Source organism: Skermanella mucosa (genome assembly GCF_016765655.2).
In the GTDB taxonomy this organism is placed as follows: Bacteria; Pseudomonadota; Alphaproteobacteria; order Azospirillales; family Azospirillaceae; genus Skermanella; species Skermanella mucosa.
Window position 1 is genome coordinate 1,310,871 of sequence record NZ_CP086106.1, and the last position, 22,825, is coordinate 1,333,695.

At 65.9% G+C, this 22,825-nt stretch carries 34 protein-coding genes; 30 read left to right on the forward strand and 4 right to left on the reverse strand.

The annotated features are described in order from the left end of the window. Positions 1 to 27: 27 nt before the first annotated feature. Positions 28 to 918, reverse strand: a complete 891-nt coding sequence (locus JL100_RS05980) for a TIGR01459 family HAD-type hydrolase (protein ID WP_202685092.1) — start codon at positions 916 to 918, stop codon at positions 28 to 30. 285 nt (positions 919 to 1,203) lie between these two features. Between JL100_RS05980 and JL100_RS05985 the strand changes: the two genes are divergently transcribed. Continuing rightward, a complete protein-coding gene (locus JL100_RS05985) occupies positions 1,204 to 1,452 on the forward strand; it encodes a hypothetical protein (RefSeq protein WP_202685091.1) in 249 nt (82 codons plus the stop codon). A gap of 31 nt (positions 1,453 to 1,483) precedes the next feature. On the opposite strand, the gene JL100_RS05990 is transcribed toward JL100_RS05985, so the two are convergent. After that, the gene (locus tag JL100_RS05990) at positions 1,484 to 2,299 is read right to left on the reverse strand and encodes an RNA polymerase factor sigma-32 (RefSeq protein WP_456115316.1); all 816 of its coding nucleotides are present in this window, start codon (positions 2,297 to 2,299) and stop codon (positions 1,484 to 1,486) included. A 282-nt stretch (positions 2,300 to 2,581) separates the two neighbouring features. Continuing rightward, on the reverse strand, positions 2,582 to 3,469 hold the full coding sequence (locus tag JL100_RS05995; protein ID WP_228421098.1) for a rhomboid family intramembrane serine protease: 888 nt from the start codon (positions 3,467 to 3,469) through the stop codon (positions 2,582 to 2,584). Positions 3,470 to 3,605: 136 nt separating this feature from the next. On the opposite strand from JL100_RS05995, the gene JL100_RS06000 reads away from it, so the two are divergent. Next, on the forward strand, positions 3,606 to 5,219 hold the full coding sequence (locus JL100_RS06000; RefSeq protein WP_202685089.1) for a choice-of-anchor I family protein: 1,614 nt from the start codon (positions 3,606 to 3,608) through the stop codon (positions 5,217 to 5,219). A gap of 55 nt (positions 5,220 to 5,274) precedes the next feature. Here JL100_RS06000 and JL100_RS06005 read toward each other — a convergent pair whose 3' ends face one another. Continuing rightward, positions 5,275 to 5,688, reverse strand: coding sequence for a response regulator (locus tag JL100_RS06005; RefSeq protein WP_202685088.1), 414 nt, complete (start codon positions 5,686 to 5,688; stop codon positions 5,275 to 5,277). 562 nt (positions 5,689 to 6,250) lie between these two features. Here JL100_RS06005 and rpsL point away from each other — a divergent pair. The 28 genes from rpsL to rpsM all read left to right on the forward strand — a co-directional run bounded on the left by rpsL (position 6,251) and on the right by rpsM (position 22,804). Further along, on the forward strand, positions 6,251 to 6,622 hold the full coding sequence (gene rpsL / locus JL100_RS06010) for a 30S ribosomal protein S12 (protein WP_037461346.1): 372 nt from the start codon (positions 6,251 to 6,253) through the stop codon (positions 6,620 to 6,622). Positions 6,623 to 6,636: 14 nt separating this feature from the next. Further along, a complete protein-coding gene (gene rpsG / locus JL100_RS06015; RefSeq protein ID WP_037461345.1) occupies positions 6,637 to 7,107 on the forward strand; it encodes a 30S ribosomal protein S7 in 471 nt (156 codons plus the stop codon). 43 nt (positions 7,108 to 7,150) lie between these two features. Continuing rightward, positions 7,151 to 9,244, forward strand: coding sequence for an elongation factor G (gene fusA, locus JL100_RS06020; protein WP_202685087.1), 2,094 nt, complete (start codon positions 7,151 to 7,153; stop codon positions 9,242 to 9,244). Positions 9,245 to 9,296: 52 nt separating this feature from the next. Then, positions 9,297 to 10,487: an elongation factor Tu gene (tuf, locus tag JL100_RS06025; protein ID WP_201073040.1), complete on the forward strand. Its 1,191-nt coding sequence runs from the start codon at positions 9,297 to 9,299 to the stop codon at positions 10,485 to 10,487. A gap of 115 nt (positions 10,488 to 10,602) precedes the next feature. Beyond that, positions 10,603 to 10,911 (forward strand): 30S ribosomal protein S10, encoded by a 309-nt coding sequence (rpsJ, locus tag JL100_RS06030; protein WP_037453618.1) that lies wholly within the window; start codon positions 10,603 to 10,605, stop codon positions 10,909 to 10,911. Positions 10,912 to 10,984: 73 nt separating this feature from the next. Next, positions 10,985 to 11,731 carry a 50S ribosomal protein L3 gene (rplC, locus tag JL100_RS06035; RefSeq protein WP_202684739.1) on the forward strand — a complete coding sequence of 249 codons (747 nt, stop codon included), beginning with the start codon at positions 10,985 to 10,987 and terminating at the stop codon, positions 11,729 to 11,731. Between the two features lie 5 nt (positions 11,732 to 11,736). After that, positions 11,737 to 12,357, forward strand: a complete 621-nt coding sequence (gene rplD / locus JL100_RS06040) for a 50S ribosomal protein L4 (protein WP_158044270.1) — start codon at positions 11,737 to 11,739, stop codon at positions 12,355 to 12,357. A gap of 5 nt (positions 12,358 to 12,362) precedes the next feature. Further along, entirely contained in the window at positions 12,363 to 12,671 is a 309-nt protein-coding gene (locus JL100_RS06045) for a 50S ribosomal protein L23 (RefSeq protein ID WP_201081528.1), read from the forward strand. A gap of 14 nt (positions 12,672 to 12,685) precedes the next feature. Continuing rightward, positions 12,686 to 13,513 carry a 50S ribosomal protein L2 gene (gene rplB, locus JL100_RS06050; RefSeq protein WP_202684740.1) on the forward strand — a complete coding sequence of 276 codons (828 nt, stop codon included), beginning with the start codon at positions 12,686 to 12,688 and terminating at the stop codon, positions 13,511 to 13,513. A gap of 12 nt (positions 13,514 to 13,525) precedes the next feature. Beyond that, a complete protein-coding gene (gene rpsS / locus JL100_RS06055) occupies positions 13,526 to 13,804 on the forward strand; it encodes a 30S ribosomal protein S19 (protein ID WP_158044272.1) in 279 nt (92 codons plus the stop codon). Positions 13,805 to 13,806: 2 nt separating this feature from the next. After that, a complete protein-coding gene (rplV, locus tag JL100_RS06060; protein WP_202684741.1) occupies positions 13,807 to 14,196 on the forward strand; it encodes a 50S ribosomal protein L22 in 390 nt (129 codons plus the stop codon). 1 nt (position 14,197) lies between these two features. Further along, on the forward strand, positions 14,198 to 14,953 hold the full coding sequence (gene rpsC / locus JL100_RS06065; protein WP_202684742.1) for a 30S ribosomal protein S3: 756 nt from the start codon (positions 14,198 to 14,200) through the stop codon (positions 14,951 to 14,953). A gap of 30 nt (positions 14,954 to 14,983) precedes the next feature. Next, a complete protein-coding gene (gene rplP, locus JL100_RS06070) occupies positions 14,984 to 15,409 on the forward strand; it encodes a 50S ribosomal protein L16 (protein WP_037453595.1) in 426 nt (141 codons plus the stop codon). Beyond that, the gene (gene rpmC, locus JL100_RS06075) at positions 15,406 to 15,609 is read left to right on the forward strand and encodes a 50S ribosomal protein L29 (protein ID WP_158044275.1); all 204 of its coding nucleotides are present in this window, start codon (positions 15,406 to 15,408) and stop codon (positions 15,607 to 15,609) included. The genes rplP and rpmC overlap by 4 nt, the downstream gene beginning before the upstream one ends. A 10-nt stretch (positions 15,610 to 15,619) precedes the next feature. Further along, the gene (rpsQ, locus tag JL100_RS06080) at positions 15,620 to 15,886 is read left to right on the forward strand and encodes a 30S ribosomal protein S17 (RefSeq protein ID WP_158044276.1); all 267 of its coding nucleotides are present in this window, start codon (positions 15,620 to 15,622) and stop codon (positions 15,884 to 15,886) included. A 17-nt stretch (positions 15,887 to 15,903) separates the two neighbouring features. Further along, on the forward strand, positions 15,904 to 16,272 hold the full coding sequence (gene rplN, locus JL100_RS06085) for a 50S ribosomal protein L14 (protein WP_158044277.1): 369 nt from the start codon (positions 15,904 to 15,906) through the stop codon (positions 16,270 to 16,272). Beyond that, entirely contained in the window at positions 16,272 to 16,592 is a 321-nt protein-coding gene (gene rplX / locus JL100_RS06090) for a 50S ribosomal protein L24 (protein WP_158044278.1), read from the forward strand. The genes rplN and rplX overlap by 1 nt, the downstream gene beginning before the upstream one ends. 8 nt (positions 16,593 to 16,600) lie before the next feature. After that, entirely contained in the window at positions 16,601 to 17,143 is a 543-nt protein-coding gene (gene rplE / locus JL100_RS06095; RefSeq protein ID WP_202684743.1) for a 50S ribosomal protein L5, read from the forward strand. 19 nt (positions 17,144 to 17,162) lie between these two features. Next, positions 17,163 to 17,468 carry a 30S ribosomal protein S14 gene (gene rpsN / locus JL100_RS06100; RefSeq protein WP_202684744.1) on the forward strand — a complete coding sequence of 102 codons (306 nt, stop codon included), beginning with the start codon at positions 17,163 to 17,165 and terminating at the stop codon, positions 17,466 to 17,468. A 15-nt stretch (positions 17,469 to 17,483) separates the two neighbouring features. After that, on the forward strand, positions 17,484 to 17,882 hold the full coding sequence (gene rpsH, locus JL100_RS06105) for a 30S ribosomal protein S8 (protein WP_201073013.1): 399 nt from the start codon (positions 17,484 to 17,486) through the stop codon (positions 17,880 to 17,882). A 9-nt stretch (positions 17,883 to 17,891) separates the two neighbouring features. Beyond that, complete coding sequence (rplF, locus tag JL100_RS06110) at positions 17,892 to 18,428, forward strand: 50S ribosomal protein L6 (RefSeq protein WP_202684745.1); 537 nt, start codon at positions 17,892 to 17,894, stop codon at positions 18,426 to 18,428. Between the two features lie 11 nt (positions 18,429 to 18,439). After that, complete coding sequence (gene rplR / locus JL100_RS06115) at positions 18,440 to 18,802, forward strand: 50S ribosomal protein L18 (RefSeq protein ID WP_202684746.1); 363 nt, start codon at positions 18,440 to 18,442, stop codon at positions 18,800 to 18,802. A gap of 12 nt (positions 18,803 to 18,814) precedes the next feature. Beyond that, positions 18,815 to 19,417 carry a 30S ribosomal protein S5 gene (gene rpsE, locus JL100_RS06120; RefSeq protein ID WP_158044284.1) on the forward strand — a complete coding sequence of 201 codons (603 nt, stop codon included), beginning with the start codon at positions 18,815 to 18,817 and terminating at the stop codon, positions 19,415 to 19,417. Positions 19,418 to 19,419: 2 nt separating this feature from the next. Beyond that, a complete protein-coding gene (gene rpmD / locus JL100_RS06125) occupies positions 19,420 to 19,617 on the forward strand; it encodes a 50S ribosomal protein L30 (RefSeq protein WP_202684747.1) in 198 nt (65 codons plus the stop codon). Positions 19,618 to 19,642: 25 nt separating this feature from the next. Next, the gene (gene rplO / locus JL100_RS06130) at positions 19,643 to 20,134 is read left to right on the forward strand and encodes a 50S ribosomal protein L15 (protein ID WP_202684748.1); all 492 of its coding nucleotides are present in this window, start codon (positions 19,643 to 19,645) and stop codon (positions 20,132 to 20,134) included. 91 nt (positions 20,135 to 20,225) lie between these two features. Further along, the gene (secY, locus tag JL100_RS06135) at positions 20,226 to 21,569 is read left to right on the forward strand and encodes a preprotein translocase subunit SecY (RefSeq protein WP_202684749.1); all 1,344 of its coding nucleotides are present in this window, start codon (positions 20,226 to 20,228) and stop codon (positions 21,567 to 21,569) included. After that, positions 21,566 to 22,222, forward strand: coding sequence for an adenylate kinase (locus JL100_RS06140; RefSeq protein WP_202684750.1), 657 nt, complete (start codon positions 21,566 to 21,568; stop codon positions 22,220 to 22,222). Before secY ends, JL100_RS06140 begins: the two co-directional genes overlap by 4 nt. 213 nt (positions 22,223 to 22,435) lie before the next feature. Continuing rightward, on the forward strand, positions 22,436 to 22,804 hold the full coding sequence (rpsM, locus tag JL100_RS06145) for a 30S ribosomal protein S13 (RefSeq protein ID WP_202684751.1): 369 nt from the start codon (positions 22,436 to 22,438) through the stop codon (positions 22,802 to 22,804). Positions 22,805 to 22,825 lie beyond the last annotated feature (21 nt).

Below are 22,825 nucleotides of genomic sequence, written 5' to 3' on the forward strand. Positions count from 1 at the left end.
CTTCCCGGACGGGGATTTCGACGGGGATCACCAGTTCAGGGTCGGCAGGACGGCGCGCGGGCGCCTGCCCGCGGCGGCGCAGAGGGCCGCCAGCCGTCCGGGATCGGGCGCTTCGCCCCAGGCGGTGCCGAGGTCCCGGCAATGGAGCCCGCCGGTCACCAGCACCGTGTCCAGTCCGGCGGCCTCGGCCCCGGCCAGGTCGGTCGCCAGGTTGTCGCCGATCGCGAGGATACGGCTGCGGTCGCCGATCCCGAGCAAGGAGAGGCAGCGGTCATAGAGATCGCCGAAGGGCAGGCCGCAATAGTCCACCTCGCCTCCCAGCTCGGCATAGCGCCGGGCGAGTGCGCCGCCGCCCGGACGGCGGTCGCCGCCGGCCAGGATCCAGCGCTCCGGATCGGCGCACAGCATCGGAAGTTCCGCCCGTGCGCAGATCCTCAGCACTTCCTCGTAGTCGGCGAGGCCTTCCTCGACGTCGTTCAGGCCGGTGCACAGGACGAATTGGGCGAGATAGGGTTGATCGACCGCCTCCATGTCCAGCCCGTGGATCAGTTCGGCGTCCCGGATCGGCCCGAAATGCAGGCAGGCCGTGCCGAGATCTTCGAGCCAGGGTTCCGGCCTGTGGCGCAGCCACTGGTGCGCCAGTTCGCCCGAGGTGAGCAGGTGGTCGAACAGCCCGGACGGCAGCCCCATGGCGTCGAGCAGGCGCGCCGCCGATGCGGTGCGGCGGGCCTGGTTGGTCAGCAGGCAGATCCGCTTGCCGGCGGCCTTGAGATTCTCCAGCACCGTCACGGCCCCGGGATAGGCCGCCGAGCCGTCGTGGAGCACGCCTCCGGCGTCGATGACGAAGGCGTCGTAGCCGTCGGCCAGCCGGGCGAGCCCGCCCAGGAGCGGGATGTCTTCATGCGTGGTGTCGGCCATGGTCGCTGTTTCCGGCTGGACGAAGGGTCGGAGCAGTGTCCCATGCCGGCCGTTGCGGACGGGTAGCCTTGGTGTCGCACCCGGCTTGCCCGAAAGATGGGGTTGGTCCCGCAGCGCCTGTGGGACCATATCGTTATGGTGGTTCCGGAAGTTCGGATCGCGGGGCTTGCGCAACGAACGATCCGGCATCCTGTTAGGCGGTGGTTAGGGGCTTCTTCAGGATGACTGACTCAAACTGAGCCGGAGACGGTTGCAAACCCGCGCTGGGAGGGGACGGACAGCATTATGGTATTCTTTTCCATCATGGCCCATCAGGCCTACGCCTGTGCGGCCTTCTGGACGTACAGCGCCGAGATGACCCTGGCCATGTACAAGTGCGTCAACACCTCCATGGACGTCTATCTCTCGACCCTGGCGGGGACGGACATTCCCGTCCGCTTCACCGACAAGGAGGGGCGCCTGTCGGGCGAGGGCAGGAGCGCGGACGTGATCCCGTTTCCGTTCCACCGGCTGGGCTCGACCCGCGCCAAGTGACGGCTCGACGGGATAAGCCCCGGGACGGCCGTCACGCCGCCGTCGCCAGCCGGTCGCGCGTGGCGGGGACTGCGGTCAACATGGCCTTCTGAAGCTTTTCGAAGGCCCGCATCTCGATCTGCCGGACCCGCTCGCGGGAAACGGCGTATTCGCGGCTGAGTTCCTCGAGCGTCGTCGGCTCGTCCTTCATGCGCCGCTCGACCAGGATGCGGCGTTCGCGGTCGTTCAGCTTTTCCATGCCGAGGGCCAGCAGGCGCCGGCGCGATTCCAGTTCGTCCGCGTCGGCGACGATGCTTTCCTGGTCGGGCCGCTGATCGACCAGCAGGTCCTGCCATTCCATTTCGCCGTCGATCGACGTCACGGCATTCAGCGAGCTGTCCGCGGCGGCCAGACGGCGGTTCATGTCGACCACCTCGGCCTCCGGAACCTCAAGCTTCGTCGCGATCGAGGTGATCGTCTCCGCCGAAAGGTCGCCGGACTCCAGTTCCTGCATTTCGCGCTTCAGGCGGCGCAAGTTGAAGAACAGCTTCTTCTGGGCGGCCGTGGTGCCCAGCTTGACCATGGACCAGTTGTGCAGGACATAGCCCTGCATGGCGGCCCTGATCCACCACATGGCATAAGTGTTGAACCGGAACCCGCGTTCCGGATCGAACTTCTCGACCGCCTGCATCAGGCCCACGTTGCCCTCCGCGATCAGGTCGGCGACCGGCAGGCCGTAGCCGGCGAAATTGCGGGCCATCTTGATGACCAGGCGCAGATGACTGCCGACCAGCAGACGCATGGCGCTCCGGTCGCCCTCGTCGCGCCACCGGCGGCCCAGATCGATCTCCTCCTCGGCCGTCAGCATCTTGAAGCGACGGGATTCCTCGATGAACGGGGTCAGGGTGTCGTCGGTATGAATGCTCAAAACGAACCTCCAAGACACGTAGTGTTCCCGCACACGAGGCCCTGACAACGAGACAGGACGGCCCGTCGCCTTTTCCGCCGCTTCTGGACGGCGAAGGCGCGACGAGGGTGCTTATGTCGGGAACGACATCTGATATGGGGATTGCGGTCCCGGCTTCAAGAAGCTGCATGGTAAATGCATCTTTAACCCGCGGCCCGGCTTCGGCCCGGCGCGCGGCGTGCGTCACCGCCCGGGCGGCCAGGACCGGTTGCCGGACGGCGGTACGCTGCCCCGGCGCCTGAACGTGCCGGGGGGCGCCATCTCGAACGGCCGGGTATGCGGCCCCTCGAACAGGCGCACCTCTCGGCGTTTGAACAAGGGGATCAGGGCCGCGCCGGCCACGAACCCGCCGACATGAGCCCAGAAGGCCACCCCGCCGTCGTCGCCGGTGGTCGGGGTCGTGGCGCCGCTGACGAACTGCAGGATGAACCAGAGGCCCAGCACGACCGCCGCCGGCACGCTGACGATCCGGATGAAGAAGAGGATGATGAACAGCATCCGAACGTTGGCGCGCGGGTGAAGGACGAGATAGGCGCCCAGCACCCCACCGATCGCGCCGCTGGCCCCGATCATCGGGATCTGCGACTGCGGCGCCGCGAACCCCTGGACCAGGGCCGCAGCGGTGCCGCACAGCAGGTAGAACACCAGGAATCGGCCCCGCCCCATGCTGTCCTCGACATTGTTTCCGAAGATCCAGAGATAGAGCATGTTGCCCAGCAGGTGCATCCAGCCCCCGTGCAGGAACATGGAGGTGGCCACGCTGGCCGGAGCAGGGACCAGCCGCAGCTCCGGCGGCAGCTGGGCGGAGCCGAACAGCACGGCGGGGATCAGGCCGAGGGAATAGACGATGGCCTGGCCGGCCCGCGGACCCAGCGACACCTGCCACAGGAACATCCCGACGCAGGCGGCGATGATCACATAGGTTACGACGGGCGTTCGCCGGACCGGGTTGTCATCGGAAAGGGGAAGCGTGAACATCGTGTCCTCGACCAGCCAGGGAGTGTGCGGCACGCCCCGCCGCGGGACCGGCACCCGGAACAAACCCGCCCGTGCCGGACGCGTTCCCTGCACCATGAGTTTCGGGCGGCAGGAGGGGAAGTTGCGGCGGACCGGGGTTCAGAAAAATTTCACGCAATAATACGACGTTTCCGGCGTGACCTGAACTAGCTTCGGCAACCTATCCAATCGATCGAAGGACTCCGGAGCCATGGGTCTCGCGCAGACTGTCGTCAATCACAGGGCATTCGTCAACGAACGAACCGTCCTCAGTCAGGGTGCCCAGACTGTTCTGGCCATAGCATTCATCCTGGGGGCCGTGGCCCTTCCGGCCCGCGCGGACGTGACCCTGAAGGAACTGGGGCGCTATTCCAACGGTGTGTTCGACAAGGGTGCCGCGGAAATCTCCGCGTATGACAAGGTTTCCAAGCGGCTTTTCGTGGTCAACGGCGCTTCGGGAGCGATCGACGTGCTCGACCTTGCCGATCCGGCCAAGCCGGCGCTGGTGACCCGGATCGACGTCAAGGCCTATGGCAAGGCCGTCAACAGCGTGGCCGTGCGCGACGGCGTGGTCGCCGCCGCGATCGAAGCCGATCCGAAGCAGGCCCCGGGCGTGATCGGCTTCTTCACGACCGACGGAACGCTGATCAGGACCGTTCCGGCGGGGGCGCTGCCGGACATGGTCGGCTTCTCGCCGGACGGACGCCATGTGCTCACCGCCAACGAAGGCGAGCCGAACGCCGACTACACCGACGATCCCGAAGGTTCGATCACCATCGTCGACATCTCCAAAGGCGTCGCCAACCTGACCGACGCCGACGTCCGGACCGCCGATTTCAAGGCCTTCGACGGAAAGCCCCTGCCGGCCGGCATGCGCCTGGCCAAGCCGGGTGCCACGGTGGCGCAGGATGTCGAGCCCGAATACATCGCGTTCTCGCCCGACGGCAAGACCGCCTACGTGACGCTTCAGGAGAGCAACGGCCTCGCCGTGGTGGATATCGCAGGGGCCAAGGTGACCGGCCTGGTCGGGCTCGGCTACAAGGACCACCTGATCCACCCGCTGGACGCCAGCGATAAGGACGGCGGCATCAATATCAAGCCATGGCCGGTCAGGGGCCTGTACCAGCCGGACACGATCGCGTCGGCCGTGGTGGGCGGCAAGACCTATCTGGTCACCGCCAACGAAGGAGACTCGCGCGACTACAAGGGGTTCAGCGAGGAGGCCCGCGTCGCGAAGCTGAAGCTCGACCCCGCGGCCTTCCCCAATGCCGCCGACCTTCAGAAGGACGAGGCGATCGGCCGCCTGAAAGTCACCAGGACGCTGGGCGACGCCAACGGCGACGGCCTGTACGAGGAGATTTATGCGTACGGCGCGCGGTCCTTCTCGGTCTGGGATGCCGAAGGGAAGCTGGTCGCCGATACCGGCGCGGGAATGGAATCCACCCTGGCCGGCCTGATGCCCGGCCAGTTCAACAGCACCAGCGACAAGAACGGCAGCGCCGACGACCGCAGCGACGACAAGGGGCCGGAGCCCGAAGGGATCGCGGTCGGCACGGTGGACGGCAAGCCCCATGTGTTCGTCGGCCTGGAGCGCGTCGGCGGCATCATGATCTACGACCTGTCGGTTCCCGCCGAGCCGCGCTTCGTGGACTACGTCAACACCCGCGATTTCAAGGGTGACGCCGCAGCGGGCACGGCCGGGGACCTGGCTCCGGAAGGCCTGCTCTTCATTTCCGCCGAGGACAGTCCCAACGGCAAGCCGTTGCTGGTCGCCACCTTCGAGGTCAGCGGGACGACCACCGTGTTCGAGGTGGCCAAGCGCTGACCCGGAGGCCCGCCGCTCCGCAGCATGGCGGAGCGGCGGGCGCGGTCGGGCAACATCAGGCCACGGCCGTGACCGTCAGGTCCCCGGACAGGCTCTCCGCCAATGCGCCGGCCTTGCAAACCGACATCATCGCCTCCGTCAGTGCGTCGATGCCGAAGGGCTTCATCAGGAAATGCCGGGCGCCCGCGGCATATGCGTCGCGGGGGCTGGCGTGGGCGCTGCAGACGATTACGGGCACGCCCAGCCGGCCCGATATCTCCCGGGTCGCCGCCAAGCCGTCGGTTCCGTCCGCCAGCGCCACGTCGACCAGCGCCAGGTCGGGACCGCTCGATTCGGCGAGATCGACGGCCTGCCCGGCGGTTTGCGCTGTCGCACAGACCAGGTGGCCCAGCTGCTCGATCACCATTGTCAATCCCATGACGACGAGTTCATCGTCCTCTGCAATGAGAAGTCGCAGTTTGGCCGCCATCCTTGGATCTCGCACTTCATCTCTGGCCGCGCGCGGGCGGACCGTCATGATTTCTTTCCCTGATAATGTCCGAAGGACGGTTCACTCTGCCATCGTCATTACGGCATATTTCCGGACCTGTAAGAGGGTCGACCGCCGGGTACGCACAGCCTGCGGGCATTACTCCCTATCCTGTCCGATCGCGGCACCCGGCCCGTGTCCCCGGTCGAAGGCTTGAAGCCCATGACCGCTTCCGGCAGCGCGGCGGCAGCCATCCGGCATGGCCATCCGGCATGGCCATCCGCCATAAGACCGCCGGGTAAAATATCTGTTACGAATGCTTGACGGTGGGGGGGTACATCCTTATTATCCGCGGACCTTTCCGGGAGGCAGGTAGTAGGCCGTTCGCGGGCTAGACGCTGCCGCCCTAGAGGCTCCGACCTGACATAGCCGCACCCGAGCTTTTTCGGACGGCGTTTGATGATTTACCCGCACGAGGCGGAGGTTACGCTTCGACGGCGGGTTTTTGCATCGTCTGGCATCTGGTTTGCCGACGACGAGATTGAATGGAAGAAGGGCTCTGATGCCGACGATCAGTCAGTTGATCCGTAAGCCGCGCCAGCCTCTGGCGGCGCGCAACAAGGTGCCGGCACTGGAAGAGTGCCCGCAGAAGCGTGGTGTCTGCACCCGCGTGTACACGACCACCCCGAAGAAGCCGAACTCGGCGCTTCGTAAGGTCGCCCGCGTGCGCCTCACCAACGGCTTCGAAGTTACCAGCTATATCCCGGGTGAAGGCCACAATCTTCAGGAACACTCGGTGGTGATGATCCGCGGTGGCCGCGTGAAGGACCTTCCCGGCGTCCGCTATCACATCATCCGCGGTTCGCTCGATACCCAAGGCGTCAAGGACCGTCGGCAGCGCCGGTCGAAGTACGGCGCGAAGCGTCCGAAGTAAGGAGATCCTGAAGAATGTCTCGTCGTCGTCGCGCGGAGAAGCGCGAGGTTCTGCCGGATGCCAAGTATGGCGACCGCGTCCTCACCAAATTCATGAACTGCCTGATGCTGGACGGCAAGAAGTCGGTCGCGGAAGCGATCGTCTATGGCGCGCTGGAGCGCGTCGAAGGCCGCGCCAAGGCCGATCCGGTCCAGGTCTTCCACGATGCCTTGGGCAACGTGAAGCCGCACCTGGAAGTCCGGTCGCGCCGCGTCGGCGGTGCCACCTATCAGGTTCCGGTCGAGGTCCGTTCGGACCGCGCCCAGGCCCTGGCCATCCGGTGGCTGATCAACAGCGCGCGCGCCCGGTCGGAGAACACCATGACCGAGCGCCTGTCGGGCGAGCTGCTCGACGCCGCCAACCAGCGCGGTTCGGCGGTCAAGAAGCGCGAAGACACCCACCGCATGGCGGAGGCCAACAAGGCCTTCTCGCACTACCGCTGGTGATCGCCCTGGCGATCTGAACCAGACAGCAGTCCGAGACCTCGACATGTCACGCTCCACGCAGCTCGACCGGTATCGCAACATCGGCATCATGGCTCACATCGATGCCGGTCGGACGACGACCACCGAGCGGATCCTCTACTACACCGGCCGGCCCGGCAGGCCCGCGGAAGTTTCCGCGGCTTCCGGGGCCGATGCCGCGTGGGCGGACGAGGACGAGGAGCGGGGCATCACGATCACGTCGGCGGCGACCACCTGTTTCTGGAACGGCCACCGCATCAACATCATCGACACGCCGAGCCATGTCGACCTTCCGGTCGAGGTGGAGCGGACGCTGAAGGTGATCGACGGCGCGCTGGCGGTCTTCGACGCCGCGGTCGGGATCGAGCCGCAATCCGAAGCCGCATGGCGGCGGGCGGACCAGCACCGCGTCCCGAGGCTGTGCTTCGTCAACAAGATGGACCGGCCGGGCGCGGACTTCTTCCGCACCATCGGCATGCTGGCCGAGCGGGTCGGCGCGACCCCGCTGCTCCTGCAGCTGCCCATCGGCGGCGGCGACGGGTTCAGCGGCGTCGTGGATCTGCTGGGTGAGCGGGCGCTGGTGTGGCGGGACGACGGGCTGGGCGCCTCGTTCCAGGAGACCGGGATCCCGGCCGACCTGGAAGGGCAGGCCGCCGAGTACCGCGCCAAGCTGGTCGAGGCCGCGGTCCAGGTCGATACCGAGGCGGCCGAGGCGTTCCTGGCCGGGACCGTCCCGGACGTCGCGACGCTGAAGGCGCTGATCCGCCGGGGCACCTGCGCGGCCGAGTTCGTGCCGGTGCTGTGCGGGTCGGCCTTCCGCAACAAGGGTGTGCAGCCGGTCCTGGACGCCATCGTCGATTACCTGCCGTCCCCGGCGGATATCGGCGGCATCCGGGGCATGGAAAGCCGGGGCACCGACGGCGAGTGGCGCGACGAGGCGGTCCGTCCGGCGGACGACGCCGCGCCGTTCTCCGCGCTGGTCTTCAAGGTCATGTCGGACCCGGTCGCAGGCTCCCTGGCCTTCGCCCGGATCTATTCCGGCACCCAGGCGATCGGCGGCACGGTGCTGAACCCGCTCAAGGGTGAGCGGGAGAAGATCAGCCGGATGCTGCAGATGCAGGCCACCGCGCGCGAAGACGTGAAGCAGGCCTACGCCGGCGACATCATCGCCTTTGCCGGCCTGAAGCATACCGCGACGGGCGATACCCTGTGCGACCCGTCGCATCCTATCGTGCTGGAGCGGACCGAGTTCCCCGAACCTCTGATCGAGGTGACGGTGGAGCCGCGGACCGGGGCCGACGCGGAGAAGATGGCCGCGGCCCTGCGGCGCATGGCCCAGGAGGATCCCTCCTTCGCCGTCGTCGCCGACAAGGAGCCGGGCCGGACCGTCCTCAGGGGCGTCGGCGAGTTCCAGCTGGAGATCCTGGCCGACCGCCTGAAGCGCGAGTTCAAGGTCGAGGCCAAGGTGGGTGGCCCGCGGGTAGCCTATCGCGAGACCGTCTCGCAACGGGCCGAGGTGGACCACACCCGCCGCAAGCAGGTCGGGGATGCCAGCCAGTTCGCCCGCGTGCGGCTGGCGGTCGAGCCGGCGGCGTTGGCGAGCGGCGTCCGTTTCGAGAGCAGGGTCGCCGCCGGCACCCTGCCGAAGGAATTCGTCCAGGCCGTCGAGAAGGGCGTCGAGGCGGCCGGGAGCGCGGGAGTCGTCGCCGGCTTCCCGGTGACCGACGTGGCGGTGAGCCTGCTGGACGGCGCGCGCCACGACATCGACAGCTCCGCGCTGGCGTTCGAACTGGCCGGCGCCGCGGCGTTCCGCGACGCGCTGGGCAAGGCGAAGCCGGTGCTGCTGGAGCCGGTCATGAGCGTCGATATCGTCACCCCGGCGGACTTCGCCGGCGGCGTCATCGGCGACTTGAGAAGCCGTCGCGGACGGATCGAGCAGGTGGACCAGCGCGGGGCCGCGGCGGCAGTGACCGCCCTGGTTCCGCTTGCAAACCTGTTCGGGTACGCCAATATCCTGCGGTCCATCAGCCAGGGCCGCGCGCATCACACGATGCAATTCGATCACTATGAACCGGTGCCGCAGGCCATCGCCGATGAGGTCCGCGCCAGGGTGGCGTAAGGCTCTCGAGTGAACTGCCGGTGACTAAGATAGATTATGGAGACTGAGGACCATGGCGAAGGCGAAATTTGAGCGGACCAAGCCGCACTGCAACATCGGCACGATCGGTCACGTCGACCACGGCAAGACCTCGCTGACGGCGGCGATCACGAAGGTCCTGGCCGAGACGGGCGGTGCGACGTTCACCGCGTACGACCAGATCGACAAGGCGCCGGAGGAGAAGGCCCGCGGCATCACGATCTCGACGGCCCACGTCGAGTACGAGACGGCCAACCGCCACTATGCCCACGTCGACTGCCCGGGCCACGCCGACTACGTGAAGAACATGATCACGGGCGCCGCTCAGATGGACGGCGCGATCCTGGTGGTCTCCGCGGCCGACGGCCCGATGCCGCAGACCCGCGAGCACATCCTGCTGGCCCGCCAGGTCGGCGTCCCGGCGATCGTGGTGTTCCTGAACAAGGTCGACATGGTCGACGACCCCGAGCTGCTGGAGCTGGTCGAGCTGGAAGTGCGCGAGCTGCTGAGCAGCTACGACTTCCCCGGCGACGACATTCCGATCGTCCACGGCTCGGCGCTGATGGCGCTTGAGGACAAGAGCCCGGAGATCGGCAAGGAAGCCGTGCTCAAGCTGATGGCCGCGGTGGACGAGTACATCCCGCAGCCGGAGCGTCCGGTCGACCGTCCGTTCCTGATGCCGATCGAGGACGTGTTCTCGATCTCGGGCCGCGGCACCGTGGTGACCGGCCGCGTCGAGCGCGGCATCGTCAAGGTCGGCGAGGAAATCGAGATCGTCGGCCTGAAGAACACGGTCAAGACCACCGTGACCGGCGTCGAGATGTTCCGCAAGCTGCTCGACCAGGGCCAGGCGGGCGACAACATCGGCGCGCTGCTGCGCGGCACCAAGCGCGAGGACGTCGAGCGCGGCCAGGTGCTGGCCAAGCCCGGCTCGATCACGCCGCACACCGTGTTCAAGGCCGAGGCCTACATCCTGACCAAGGAAGAGGGCGGCCGGCACACGCCGTTCTTCACCAACTACCGTCCGCAGTTCTACTTCCGGACCACCGACGTGACCGGAATGGTGGCGCTGCCGGAAGGCACCGAGATGGTGATGCCCGGCGATAACGTCGCCATGACCGTCACCCTGATCGCCCCGATCGCCATGGACGAAGGCCTGCGCTTCGCCATCCGCGAGGGCGGCCGCACCGTCGGCGCCGGCGTCGTCGCCAGCATCATCAAGTAAATCGGTTCGGGTTCGCTGTGGGGTTGGTCCCCACGGGCGCAACAAGTTAGCCGGCGAAGAGGGGCCGCTCCCCGGAGCGGCCCCTTCAGCGGCAGAGAAACGGGTTTTGAAGACGATGGACAGTCAGAATATCCGGATCCGCCTGCGGGCGTTCGACCATCGCGTGCTCGACCAGTCGACCAGCGAGATCGTCAACACCGCGAAGCGGACCGGCGCACGGGTTCGGGGTCCGATCCCCCTGCCCACGCAGATCGAGAAGTTTACGGTCAACCGCTCGCCGCACATCGACAAGAAGTCGCGCGAGCAGTTCGAGATCCGGACGCACAAGCGCCTGATCGACATCGTCGACCCGACCCCGCAGACCGTGGACGCGCTGATGAAGCTCGACCTCGCCGCCGGTGTCGACGTCGAGATCAAGCTCTAAGCACGAGTGCTTCAAGAATAGGGTTAAGGGACCTCTCCCCCTGAGGATGTCCCTGGTTAAGGAGAAGTAAACCATGCGATCCGGTTTGATCGCGCAGAAACTGGGCATGACCCGCGTCTTCACGGACGAGGGCGAACATGTGCCGGTCACTGTGCTGAAGGTCGACAACTGCCAGGTTGTCGCCGTGCGCACCGAGGAGACCGACGGCTACACCGCCGTCCAGCTCGGCGCCGGTACCGCCAAGGTCAAGAACGTCACGAAGCCCCAGCGCGGCCACTTCGCTAAGGCGAAGGTGGAGCCCAAGCGCAAGGTGGTGGAGTTCCGCGTCGATGCCGACGCCCTGATCGAGGTCGGCGCCGAGATCTCGGCCGCCCACTTCATCCCGGGCCAGCTCGTGGACGTCACCGGGACGACCATCGGCAAGGGCTTCGCCGGCGGCATGAAGCGGTGGAACTTCGGCGGTCTGCGCGCGACCCACGGCGTGTCGGTGTCGCACCGCTCGCATGGTTCGACCGGTAACCGCCAGGACCCCGGCAGGACCTTCAAGAACAAGAAGATGGCCGGTCACCTGGGCGCCGAGCGCGTGACCACCCAGAACCTGAAGATCGTCCAGGTCGACGAGGACCGCGGGCTGATCCTGGTCAAGGGCGCCGTCCCGGGCTCCGAGGGCGGCTGGGTGCTCGTCCGCGATGCCGTCAAGCGCAAGGCTCCGGAAGGCCTGCCGTTCCCGGCCGCGATCCGCGCCCGGACCGATGGCGCCTCCGCTGCTCCCGCACCCGAGGCCCCTGCCGCCGAGACCGGCGCCGAGCCGACGGAGTGAATGAGATGAAGACGACCGTCAAGAATCTGAATAACGAAGAGGTCGGCGAGATCGATCTCGACGAGGCGGTGTTCGGCGTTCCGCTGCGTACCGATCTCCTGTCCCGCATGGTCAATTACCAGCTCGCCAAGCGGCGGACCGGCAACCACAAGACCAAGGGCGTCTCGGAGATCAGCGGCACGACCAAGAAGCCGCATCGCCAGAAGGGCACCGGCCGCGCCCGCCAGGGCTCGCTGCGGTCTCCGCAGTTCCGCGGCGGCGCCGCGATCTTCGGTCCGGTCGTGCGCAGCCATGCCCACGACCTGAACAAGAAGGTCCGCAAGCTGGCCCTGAAGACCGCGCTGTCGACCAAGCTGGCCGAAGGCAAGCTGGTGGTCCTGGAGACCGCCACGGCCGACAGCCACAAGACCAGGGAGATGGTCCAGCGCTTCAAGCAGCTCGGCCTGACCTCGGCGCTGATCATCGACGGCGCCAACCTGGATGAGAACTTCGTGCGCGCGTCGAGGAACGTCCCGTTGATCGACGTGCTGCCGGAGCAGGGTGCCAACGTCTACGACATCCTGCGCCGCGACACGCTGGTTCTGACGCGCAACGCTGTCGAGCAGCTGGAGGCTCGTCTGAAATGAGCAAGATCTCGAAACCTTCGGTGAGCCAGGAGCGGATGTACGATCTGATCACCGCCCCCGTCATCACCGAGAAGTCGACGATGGGTTCCGAACACCGTCAGGTCACGTTCAAGGTTCCGATGGACGCGACCAAGCCGGAAATCAAGGCGGCGGTGGAAGGGCTGTTCAAGGTCAAGGTGACGGCGGTCAACACGCTGATCACCAAGGGCAAGACCAAGCGCTTCAAGGGTATCTTGGGCCGTCGTTCGGACTTCAAGAAAGCGGTCGTGACCCTGGCCGAAGGCCACACGATCGACGTTACCACTGGCGTCTAAGGCTGAACTGACCGATGGCACTCAAGAACTTCCGGCCCATCACGCCGTCGCTCCGCCAGCTCGTGCTGGTGGACCGTTCGGAGCTGTGGAAGGGCAAGCCGGTCAAGTCCCTCACCGAGGGCCTGACCAAGAGCGGCGGCCGCAACAACACCGGCCGCATCACCGCGCGCCGGATCGGCGGCGGCCACAAGCGCCGCTACCGCCTGGTCGACTTCAAGCGGCGCAAGTTCGACGCGCCGGCCGTCGTCGAGCGGCTGGAGTACGATCCGAACCGCACCGCGTTCATCGCGCTGGTCCGCTACGAGGACGGTGAGCTGGCCTACATCCTGGCGCCCCAGCGCTTGAAGGTGGGCGACAGCGTCGTCTCCGGCGAGCGCGTGGACGTGAAGCCGGGCAACGCGATGCCGCTCAGGAACATCCCGGTGGGCACGATCGTCCACAATGTGGAGCTGAAGGCGGGCAAGGGCGGCCAGCTGGCCCGTTCGGCCGGCACCTACGTCCAGCTCGTCGGCCGCGACCAGGGCTATGCCCAGTTGAAGCTGGCGTCGGGCGAGCTCCGCATCGTCCGCGGCGAGTGCCTCGCCACGATCGGCGCGGTGTCCAACCCGGACCAGTCCAACATCAACCTGGGCAAGGCCGGTCGCAATCGCTGGCTGGGCAAGCGCCCGTCAGTCCGTGGCGTCGCCATGAACCCGATCGACCACCCGCACGGCGGTGGCGAAGGCCGGACCTCCGGCGGTCGCCATCCGGTGACCCCGTGGGGCAAGCCGACCAAGGGCAAGAAGACGCGGAACAACAAGAAGACGGACGGGCAGATCCTGCGCCGCCGTCATTCGAAGTAAAGGAGTTACGTCGTGGCGCGCAGCGTCTGGAAGGGGCCGTTCATCGACGGCTACCTGCTGAAGAAGGCCGATAAGGCGCGGGCAAGCGGGCGTAACGAGATCATCAAGATCTGGTCGCGTCGCTCCACCATCCTGCCCCAGTTCGTCGGTTTGACCTTCGGCGTTCACAATGGTCAGAAGTTCCTCCCCGTCATCGTGACCGAGAACATGATCGGCCACAAATTCGGCGAGTTCTCTCCGACCCGGACCTATTACGGCCATGCGGCCGATAAGAAGTCGAAGAGGAAGTAGCCATGGGCAAGGCAGCGAATGCGCCTCGCATCGCCGAGAACGAGGCGATGGCGTTCGGCAAGATGATCCGTTCCTCGGCCCGCAAGCTCAACCTCGTCGCCGAGCTGATCCGCGGCAAGAGCGCGCAGGCGGCCGTCGCCGACCTGACCTTCTCCAAGCGGCGCGTCGCCGACGAGGTCAAGAAGGTCCTGCAGTCGGCGATCGCGAACGCGGAGAACAACCATCAGCTCGACGTGGACCGGCTTTACGTGGCCCAGGCCACCGTCGGCCGCGCCCTGGTGATGAAGCGGTTCCACGCCCGCGCCCGCGGTCGCGGCGCCCGGATCGAGAAGCCGTTCAGCAACCTGACCGTGGTCGTGCGCGAGCGCGAAGAAGCGGTGGAGGCCGAGTAACATGGGTCAGAAGATCAATCCCGTCGGGCTTCGGCTCGGCATCAACCGCACTTGGGATAGCCGCTGGTATGCGGATCGGGACTACGCCGACCTGTTGCATAGCGACCTGAAGCTGCGTAGTTTCCTCCAGGGCCGGCTTCAGCAGGCCGGTGTGTCCCGCGTGGTGATCGAGCGGCCTGCGAAAAAGGCCCGCGTGACCATCCATTCGGCGCGCCCGGGGGTTGTTATCGGCAAGAAGGGTGCCGATATCGAGAAGCTTCGCGGCGAGCTGGCGAAGATGACCGGTTCGGACGTCAACTTGAACATCGTCGAGATCCGCAAGCCGGAGATCGACGCCAAGCTGATTGCCGAGAACATCTCCAACCAGCTGGAGCGCCGCGTGGCTTTCCGCCGCGCCATGAAGCGTGCCGTGCAGTCCGCGATGCGCCTGGGAGCCCAGGGCATCCGGATCAACTGCTCCGGCCGCCTCGGTGGTGCGGAAATCGCGCGCATGGAGTGGTATCGCGAAGGTCGCGTGCCGCTGCACACGCTGCGTGCCGACGTGGATTACGGTGTCGCCACCGCGAAGACCACGTACGGTACCTGCGGCGTGAAGGTCTGGGTGTTCAAGGGCGAAATCCTTGCGCACGATCCGATGGCGCAGGACAAGCGCGCCAATGAACAACAGGCCGGTCCCAGCGGACGGCCCGAGCGCGGCGAGCGCGGCGACCACCACCGGGGTGATCGCGGCGAGCGTGGCGATCGCGGCGATCGCTGAACGGCAGGATACTAGTAGAGGGCACATGCCATGCTAAGTCCTAAGCGTACGAAGTACCGCAAGGCACACAAGGGCCGTATCCACGGCACGGCAAAGGGCGGCACGCAGCTCAACTTCGGCGCCTATGGCCTGAAGGCCATCGAGCCGGCGCGCATCACCGCGCGCCAGATCGAGGCGGCCCGCCGCGCGATCACCCGTCACATGAAGCGTCAGGGCCGCGTCTGGATCCGGATCTTCCCGGACGTTCCGGTCTCGACCAAGCCGGCCGAAGTCCGCATGGGCTCGGGCAAGGGCTCGCCCGAGTTCTGGGCGGCCCGCGTCCACCCCGGCCGCATCATGTTCGAACTGGACGGCGTCCCCGGCGACCTGGCCAAGCGGGCTTTCGAGCTTGCCGCCGCCAAGCTGCCGATCAAGACCCGGTTCATCACCCGCCTGGGCGAGGAGTTGGATCAATGACGAAGCCGACCGATCTGCGCGCCAAGACCGCCGACGAGCTGAACGACCAACTCCTGACCCTGAAGAAGGAGCAGTTCAACCTGCGCTTCCGCCGGGCCTCGGGCCAGCTCGAGAACACCGCGCGCGTCGGCCAGGTGCGCCGCGACATCGCGCGCATCAAGACCATCCTGGGCGAGCGCGTGCGCTCGTCCGCGTCGTAGGAGTTTACCCATGCCCCGGCGTGTTTTGCAGGGCACGGTCGTCAGCGACAAGGGCGATAAGACGATTATCGTCCTCGTCGAGCGTCGCGTGATGCACCCCGTGTACAAGAAGTTCATTCGGCAGTCGAAGCGTTATGCTGCCCATGACGAGGCCAACCAGTTCAAGACGGGCGACCAGGTCTTCATCGAGGAATGCCGCCCGATCTCGAAGCGTAAGCGCTGGATGGTCCTTACCGACGCCGCAGCAGCGGCAGCCGCCGGCGCCTCCGCCGGCTGATTGAAGAGGTCTGACATATGATCCAGATGCAAACCAACCTGGAGGTCGCCGACAACAGCGGCGCGCGCCGGGTGCAGTGCATCAAGGTGCTTGGCGGGTCCAAGCGCAAGGTGGCCGCCGTGGGCGACGTGATCGTCGTCTCGGTCAAGGAGGCCATCCCGCGCGGACGCGTCAAGAAGGGTGATGTGCACCGTGCGGTCATCGTCCGCACGTCCAAGGAGATCCGGCGCACCGACGGCAGCTCCATCCGCTTCGACCGCAACGCCGCCGTCCTGATCAACAAGCAGGGCGAGCCCATCGGGACCCGTATCTTCGGGCCGGTGACCCGCGAGCTGCGCGGCAAGAAGTTCATGAAGATCATCTCGCTCGCGCCGGAGGTGCTGTGATGTCCGCAGCCAAGATCAGGAAGAAGGACAAGGTCGTCGTCATCGCCGGCAGGGACAAGGGTAAGACCGGCGAGGTGATCGAGGTCCTTCCCAAGGAAAACCGGGTCAAGGTGCGTGGCGTGAACATCGTCAAGAAGCACCAGCGCCAGACCCAGACCTCTGCCGGCGGCATCCTGGAGATCGAGGCGTTCATCCACGTCTCCAACGTCGCCCATGTCGACCCCAAAGACAACAAGCCGACCCGAGTGGGTTTCAAGACCCTCGAGGATGGCCGCAAGGTGCGCGTCGCCAAGCGGTCCGGCGAAGTCATCGATCTGTGAGCGCCACCATGACGACCAGGCTGAAGAAGCAATACGACGACGTCGTACGCCCGAAGTTGAAGGCTGAGTTCAACTACGCCAACGACATGGAAGTGCCGCGGATCGAGAAGATCGTCATCAACATGGGTGTTGGCGAGGCGACTACCGACGGCAAGAAGGTCAATTCGGCCGTGGCCGAACTGACCGCTATCGCTGGCCAGCGGCCGGTGGTGACCAAGGCCCGCAAGTCGATCGCGCAGTTCAAGCTGCGTGAAGGCATGTCGATCGGCTGCAAGGTGACCCTGCGTCGCGAGCGCATGTACGAGTTCCTCGACCGTCTGGTGACGGTTGCCCTGCCGCGTGTCCGCGACTTCCGCGGCGTGCCGGGCAACAGCTTCGACGGCCGCGGCAACTACGCCATGGGCTTGAAAGAGCAGATCATCTTCCCGGAGATCGATTACGACAAGATCGACGAGATCCGGGGTATGGACATCATCATCGTGACGACTGCGAAGACCGACAAGGAGGCCAAGGCGCTCCTCAAGGGCTTCGACATGCCGTTCGTCAGCTGAGCGGCAGGAGGTTACAGCCATGGCCAAGACAAGTGCCATCCAGAAGAACAAGCGCCGCGAGCGCATGGTCAAGCAGTTCGCCAACAAGCGCGCAGCGCTGAAGGCGATCGCCAAGGACCCCTCGCTGACGCCCGAAGATCAGTTCGCCGCCCGTCTCAAGCTTGCCGAGATGCCGCGCAACTCGAGCCGGACCCGCGTCCGCAATCGCTGCGAGATGACTGGTCGTCCGCGCGCGTTCTATCGCAAGTTCAAGCTTTCGCGCATCACGCTCCGCGACCTGGCCTCCAACGGCCAGATCCCGGGCATGACGAAGTCGAGCTGGTAAGGGGGGATCGGAAAGATGTCTTTGAGCGATCCTTTGGGCGATATGCTGACCCGTATCCGCAACGGTCAGCGGGCCCACATGACCAGCGTCGACAGCCCGGCATCCAAGCTGCGGGCGAGCGTGTTGGAAGTCCTGAAGCGCGAGGGTTACATCCGCGGCTATTTCCAGGAGGAACTGCGCCCCGGTATCGCGCAGCTCCGGATCGAGCTGAAGTATCACGAGGGCGAACCGGTCATCAAGACCATCAGCCGCGTGTCCAAGCCCGGCCGTCGCGTCTACTCGAAGATCAAGGACCTGCCGCGCGTCTACAACGGTCTCGGGATCTCGATCCTGTCGACCCCGCGGGGCGTGATGTCCGACAACGAAGCCCGCGCCGCCAATGTCGGCGGTGAAGTGCTTTGCCGCGTGTTCTAAGAGGCAGCCATGTCACGAATTGGTAAACACCCCGTGCCGGTCCCGGCTGGCGTTGACTTCGCCGTCAACGGCCAGACCCTGACGGCCAAGGGCAAGCTGGGCCAGCTCAGCATGACCCTGATCGATGACATCGCGGCCTCGCTGGACGAAGGCAAGGTCGTCGTCAAACCGCGTCATGCGGACAGCAAGCGCGGCAAGATGATGTGGGCGACCTCGCGGACTCTCGTGGCCAACATGGTCAAGGGCGTCAGCGAGGGCTTCACGGTCAACCTCGAAATCAACGGCGTCGGCTATCGCGCCGCCGTGCAGGGCAGCGACCTGGTTCTCCAGCTCGGCTACTCGCACGACGTCACGTATCCGATCCCCGCCGGGATCACGATCAAGACCGAGCGTCCGACCGCGATCTCCGTTTCCGGGGCCGACCGCCAGAAGGTCGGCCAAGTCGCCGCAGAAATCCGTCAGTTCCGCAAGCCGGAGCCCTACAAGGGCAAGGGCATCAAGTACGCGACGGAAACTCTGCTGCGCAAGGAAGGCAAGAAGAAGTAGGGGTACGGCCGATGAAAACGTCAAGGGAACTGAACGTACGCCGCAAGATGCGGGTGCGTACGCAGATCAGGAAGAAGGCGGGCGGCCGGCCCAGGCTGTCGGTTTTCCGGTCCAGCAAGCACATCTACGTCCAGGTGATCGACGACAGCGAGGGCAAGACCCTCGCGTCCGCGTCGACCATCGACAAGGATCTGCGCGAGTCGCTGAAGACCGGCGCCGACATCGAAGCCGCCAAGCTGGTCGGCAAGCTGATCGCCGAACGGGCGACGGCTGCCGGCGTCACGCAGGTGGTCTTCGACCGCGGCGGCTATCTCTTCCACGGGCGCGTCAAGGCGCTTGCCGACGCCGCGCGTGAAGCCGGCCTGTCGTTCTAAGGGGACCCGAATATGGCACGCAATGAAAGAGGCGGCGAGCGCGACCAGCGCGGCGGCGACAACAGGGACCGTCAGAACCGGGGCGGCGATCGCGAAGAAAGCGATCTGGTAGAAAAGCTGGTCGGCATCAACCGTGTCGCCAAGGTGGTGAAGGGTGGCCGTCGGTTCGGCTTCGCGGCCCTGGTGGTCGTGGGCGATGCCAAGGGCCGCGTCGGCGTCGGATCGGGCAAGGCCCGCGAGGTGCCGGAAGCGATCCGCAAGGCGACCGACCAGGCCAAGCGCACCATGATCCGCGTTCCGCTCCGCGAGGGCCGGACCCTGCACCACGATGTGCACGGTCACTTCGGCGCCGGCCGCGTCGTCCTTCGGGCGGCTCCGACCGGTACCGGCATCATCGCCGGTGGTCCGATGCGCGCGATCTTCGAGGCGCTGGGCGTGCAGGACGTGGTGACGAAGTCAATCGGCACCTCGAACCCGCACAACATGATCAAGGCGACCTTCGACGCCCTGGCGCAGGTGGTCAGCCCCCGGGCCGTGGCCGCACGCCGCGGCCGCCGGGTCAGCGACATCCTGGGCCGTCGCGACGCGACCGGCACCGAGATCAAGGAGGCCTGATCATGGCTGACGAGAGCAAGAGCACCGTCATCGTGACGCAGATCGGCAGCCCGATCGGTCGCAAGAAGGATCAGCGCGAGACCCTCGTCGGTCTCGGGCTGAACAAGCTGCACCGCACGCGGGAGCTGGAGGACACCCCTTCCGTCCGCGGCATGATCGCCAAGGTTCAGCATCTGGTTCGCGTCGAGAGCCAGGGCTGAGAACGGGCGAGGGGATAACAAGATCATGAAACTCAACGAGATCCGGGACAATGCCGGCGCCCGCAAGAACCGCATCCGCGTCGGACGCGGTATCGGTTCGGGCAAGGGCAAGACCGGCGGCCGCGGCGTGAAGGGTCAGACCTCGCGTACCGGCGTCGCGATCAAGGGCTTCGAAGGCGGTCAGATGCCCCTGCATCGCCGCCTGCCGAAGCGCGGCTTCACCAACATCTTCGCCAAGGACTACGCCGTGGCGAACCTGGGCAAGATCCAGCAGGCCATCGAGTCCGGCAAGCTGAACGCCTCGCAGCTCATCACCGGAGAGATCCTGGTGGCGGCCGGCGTCGCCCAGAACAGCCGCGACGGGGTCCGCCTGCTGGCCAAGGGCGAGCTGACGACCAAGGCGAGCTTCAAGGTGGCGGGCGCCTCGGCGTCGGCCATCGCGGCGGTCGAGGCCCTGGGCGGCACCGTGGAAGTCACGGTGCCCAAGAAGACCGAAGAGGCTTCCGCGGCCGAGTGATCGACCGCGAACGTCAGGCCGGCGCCTCCCCAGGGGGCGCCGGCCATGCCCGTTACGACATACTTCGCACGTGAGCGTCGAGGAATAGAATATGGCATCAGCGGCCGAACAGCTCGCCGCCAATATCAACTTTGGCGCCTTTGCGAAGGCTACCGAGCTGAAGAAGCGGATCTGGTTCACCCTCGGGGCCCTGATCATCTACCGGCTCGGCACCTACATCCCGCTGCCGGGCATCGATCCCAACATCCTGGCCGACATCTTCCGCCAGAACTCCGGCGGCATCCTGGACATGTTCAACATGTTCTCGGGCGGCGCCCTGTCGCGGATGACCATCTTCGCCCTCAACATCATGCCGTACATCTCGGCATCGATCATCATCCAGCTCATGACGGCGGTGTCCCCGACGCTCGAGCAGATGAAGAAGGAGGGGGAGAGCGGCCGCAAGAAGCTCAACCAGTACACCCGCTACCTGACCGTCCTGCTGGCGACCGTGCAGGCGTACGGCATGGCGGTAGGCCTCCAGGGCATGACGGGGTCGACCGGCCCCGCGGTGGACAACCCCGGCGTCTTCTTCCTGGCGACGACCGTCATCACGCTGGTCGGCGGCACCATCTTCCTGATGTGGCTGGGCGAGCAGATCACGGCCCGAGGCGTCGGCAACGGCATCTCGCTGATCATCTTCGCCGGCATCGTCGCGGAGCTGCCGCGGGCGCTGGCCGGCACGCTGGAACTGGGGCGCACCGGCGCGCTGTCGACCTTCTTCATCATCTTCCTGCTGCTGATGGCGGTGGGCGTGATCTTCTTCATCGTGTTCATGGAGCGGGCCCAGCGCCGGATCATCGTCCAGTATCCCAAGCGCCAGGTCGGCAACCGGATGTTCGGCGGCGAGAGCTCGCACCTGCCGCTGAAGCTCAACACGTCGGGCGTCATCCCGCCGATCTTCGCCAGCTCGCTGCTGCTGCTGCCGCTGACCGTGGCGGGCTTCTCCGGCGGGCAGGGGCCGGAGTGGCTGACCGCGATCACGACCTACCTGGGCCACGGCCAGCCGCTGTACATCATCCTGTACGTGGCGCTGATCGTGTTCTTCTGCTTCTTCTATACGGCGATCGTCTTCAATCCGACGGAGACGGCCGACAATCTGAAGAAGTACGGCGGCTTCATTCCCGGCATCCGCCCGGGCAAGAACACGGCCGACTATCTCGACTATGTCCTTACGCGACTGACCGTCGTGGGTGCGGCATATTTGTCCGTCGTCTGCCTATTGCCCGAAATCCTGATTTCGCAGTACGCCGTCCCGTTCTATTTTGGCGGCACCAGCCTCTTGATCGTCGTCACCGTCACGATGGATACCGTCGCGCAGATACACTCTCATCTGCTGGCGCATCAGTACGAAGGCCTGATCAAGAAGGCCAAGCTGCGGGGGAGGAGAGGATGAATTTGATACTGCTGGGACCGCCGGGAGCGGGCAAGGGGACCCAGGCGAAGCGTCTCGAGGATCGGCACGGACTTGTCCAGCTTTCGACCGGGGACATGCTGCGGGCGGTCGTCGCCAGCGGTGCGCCGCTGGGCCAGCAGGCCAAGGAGATCATGGCCGCCGGCAAGCTGATGCCGGACGAGCTGATGATCGAGATGATCGCCGACCGCATCTCCCAGCCGGACTGCGCGGCCGGCTTCATCCTCGACGGCTTCCCGCGGACGGTCCCCCAGGCCGAGGCCCTGGACCGGATGCTGGAAGAGAAGGGACTGAAGCTCGACCACGTGATCGAGATGAAAGTGGACGACGCCGCGCTGGTGGAGCGGATCACCGGGCGCTACACCTGCTCCAAGTGCGGGCGCGGCTATCACGACACGTTCCAAAAGCCGGCCGTCGAAGGCGTCTGCGATGCCTGCGGCTCGACCGAGTTCACCCGGCGGGCCGACGACAACGCGGAGACCGTGACCACCCGGCTGGCCGCCTACCACAAACAGACCGCACCGATCCTGCCCTACTACGAGGCCCGCGGTGTACTGGAAGCGGTGGACGGTATGGCCGACATCGACGAGGTGACCGGGCAGATCGAGGCGCTGCTTAAGGACAAGGCAGCCTGAGGACTTCGGCATCCTGCCGATGCTGCCTCCTCGATTACGGTTGTGAGACAGACACCGGTTGACTCAAGGGGCGCGGCGAGTATACTCCGCGCTCCTTGGTTCCTGAGGGAACCGAGACGTGAATACTCGTCCTGATTCGGCACGGCTGGTCAGGACCGTGACCGAGACGGACGGCCCCTTACGGGCCACAGATCAAATGTTAAGGAGACGAGCGTGGCGCGTATTGCTGGCGTCAATATCCCGGCGCAGAAGCGCGTGGAGATCGGCCTGACCTATATCCATGGTATCGGACCTTCCAAAGCCAAGGAAATCTGCGGCAAGGTCGCCATCCCCGCTGAACGCCGTGTCAACGAACTGACCGACGACGAGATCCTGAAGATCCGCGAAGTGATCGACAGCGACTACCGTGTCGAGGGCGACCTGCGCCGTCAGGTGGCGATGAACATCAAGCGGCTGATGGACCTGGGCTGCTACCGTGGCCTGCGGCACCGCAAGGGCCTGCCGGTCCGTGGCCAGCGCACGCACACCAACGCGCGCACCCGCAAGGGGCCGGCCAAGCCGATCGCCGGCAAGAAGAAGTAAGAGATAGGACGGACAGGATCC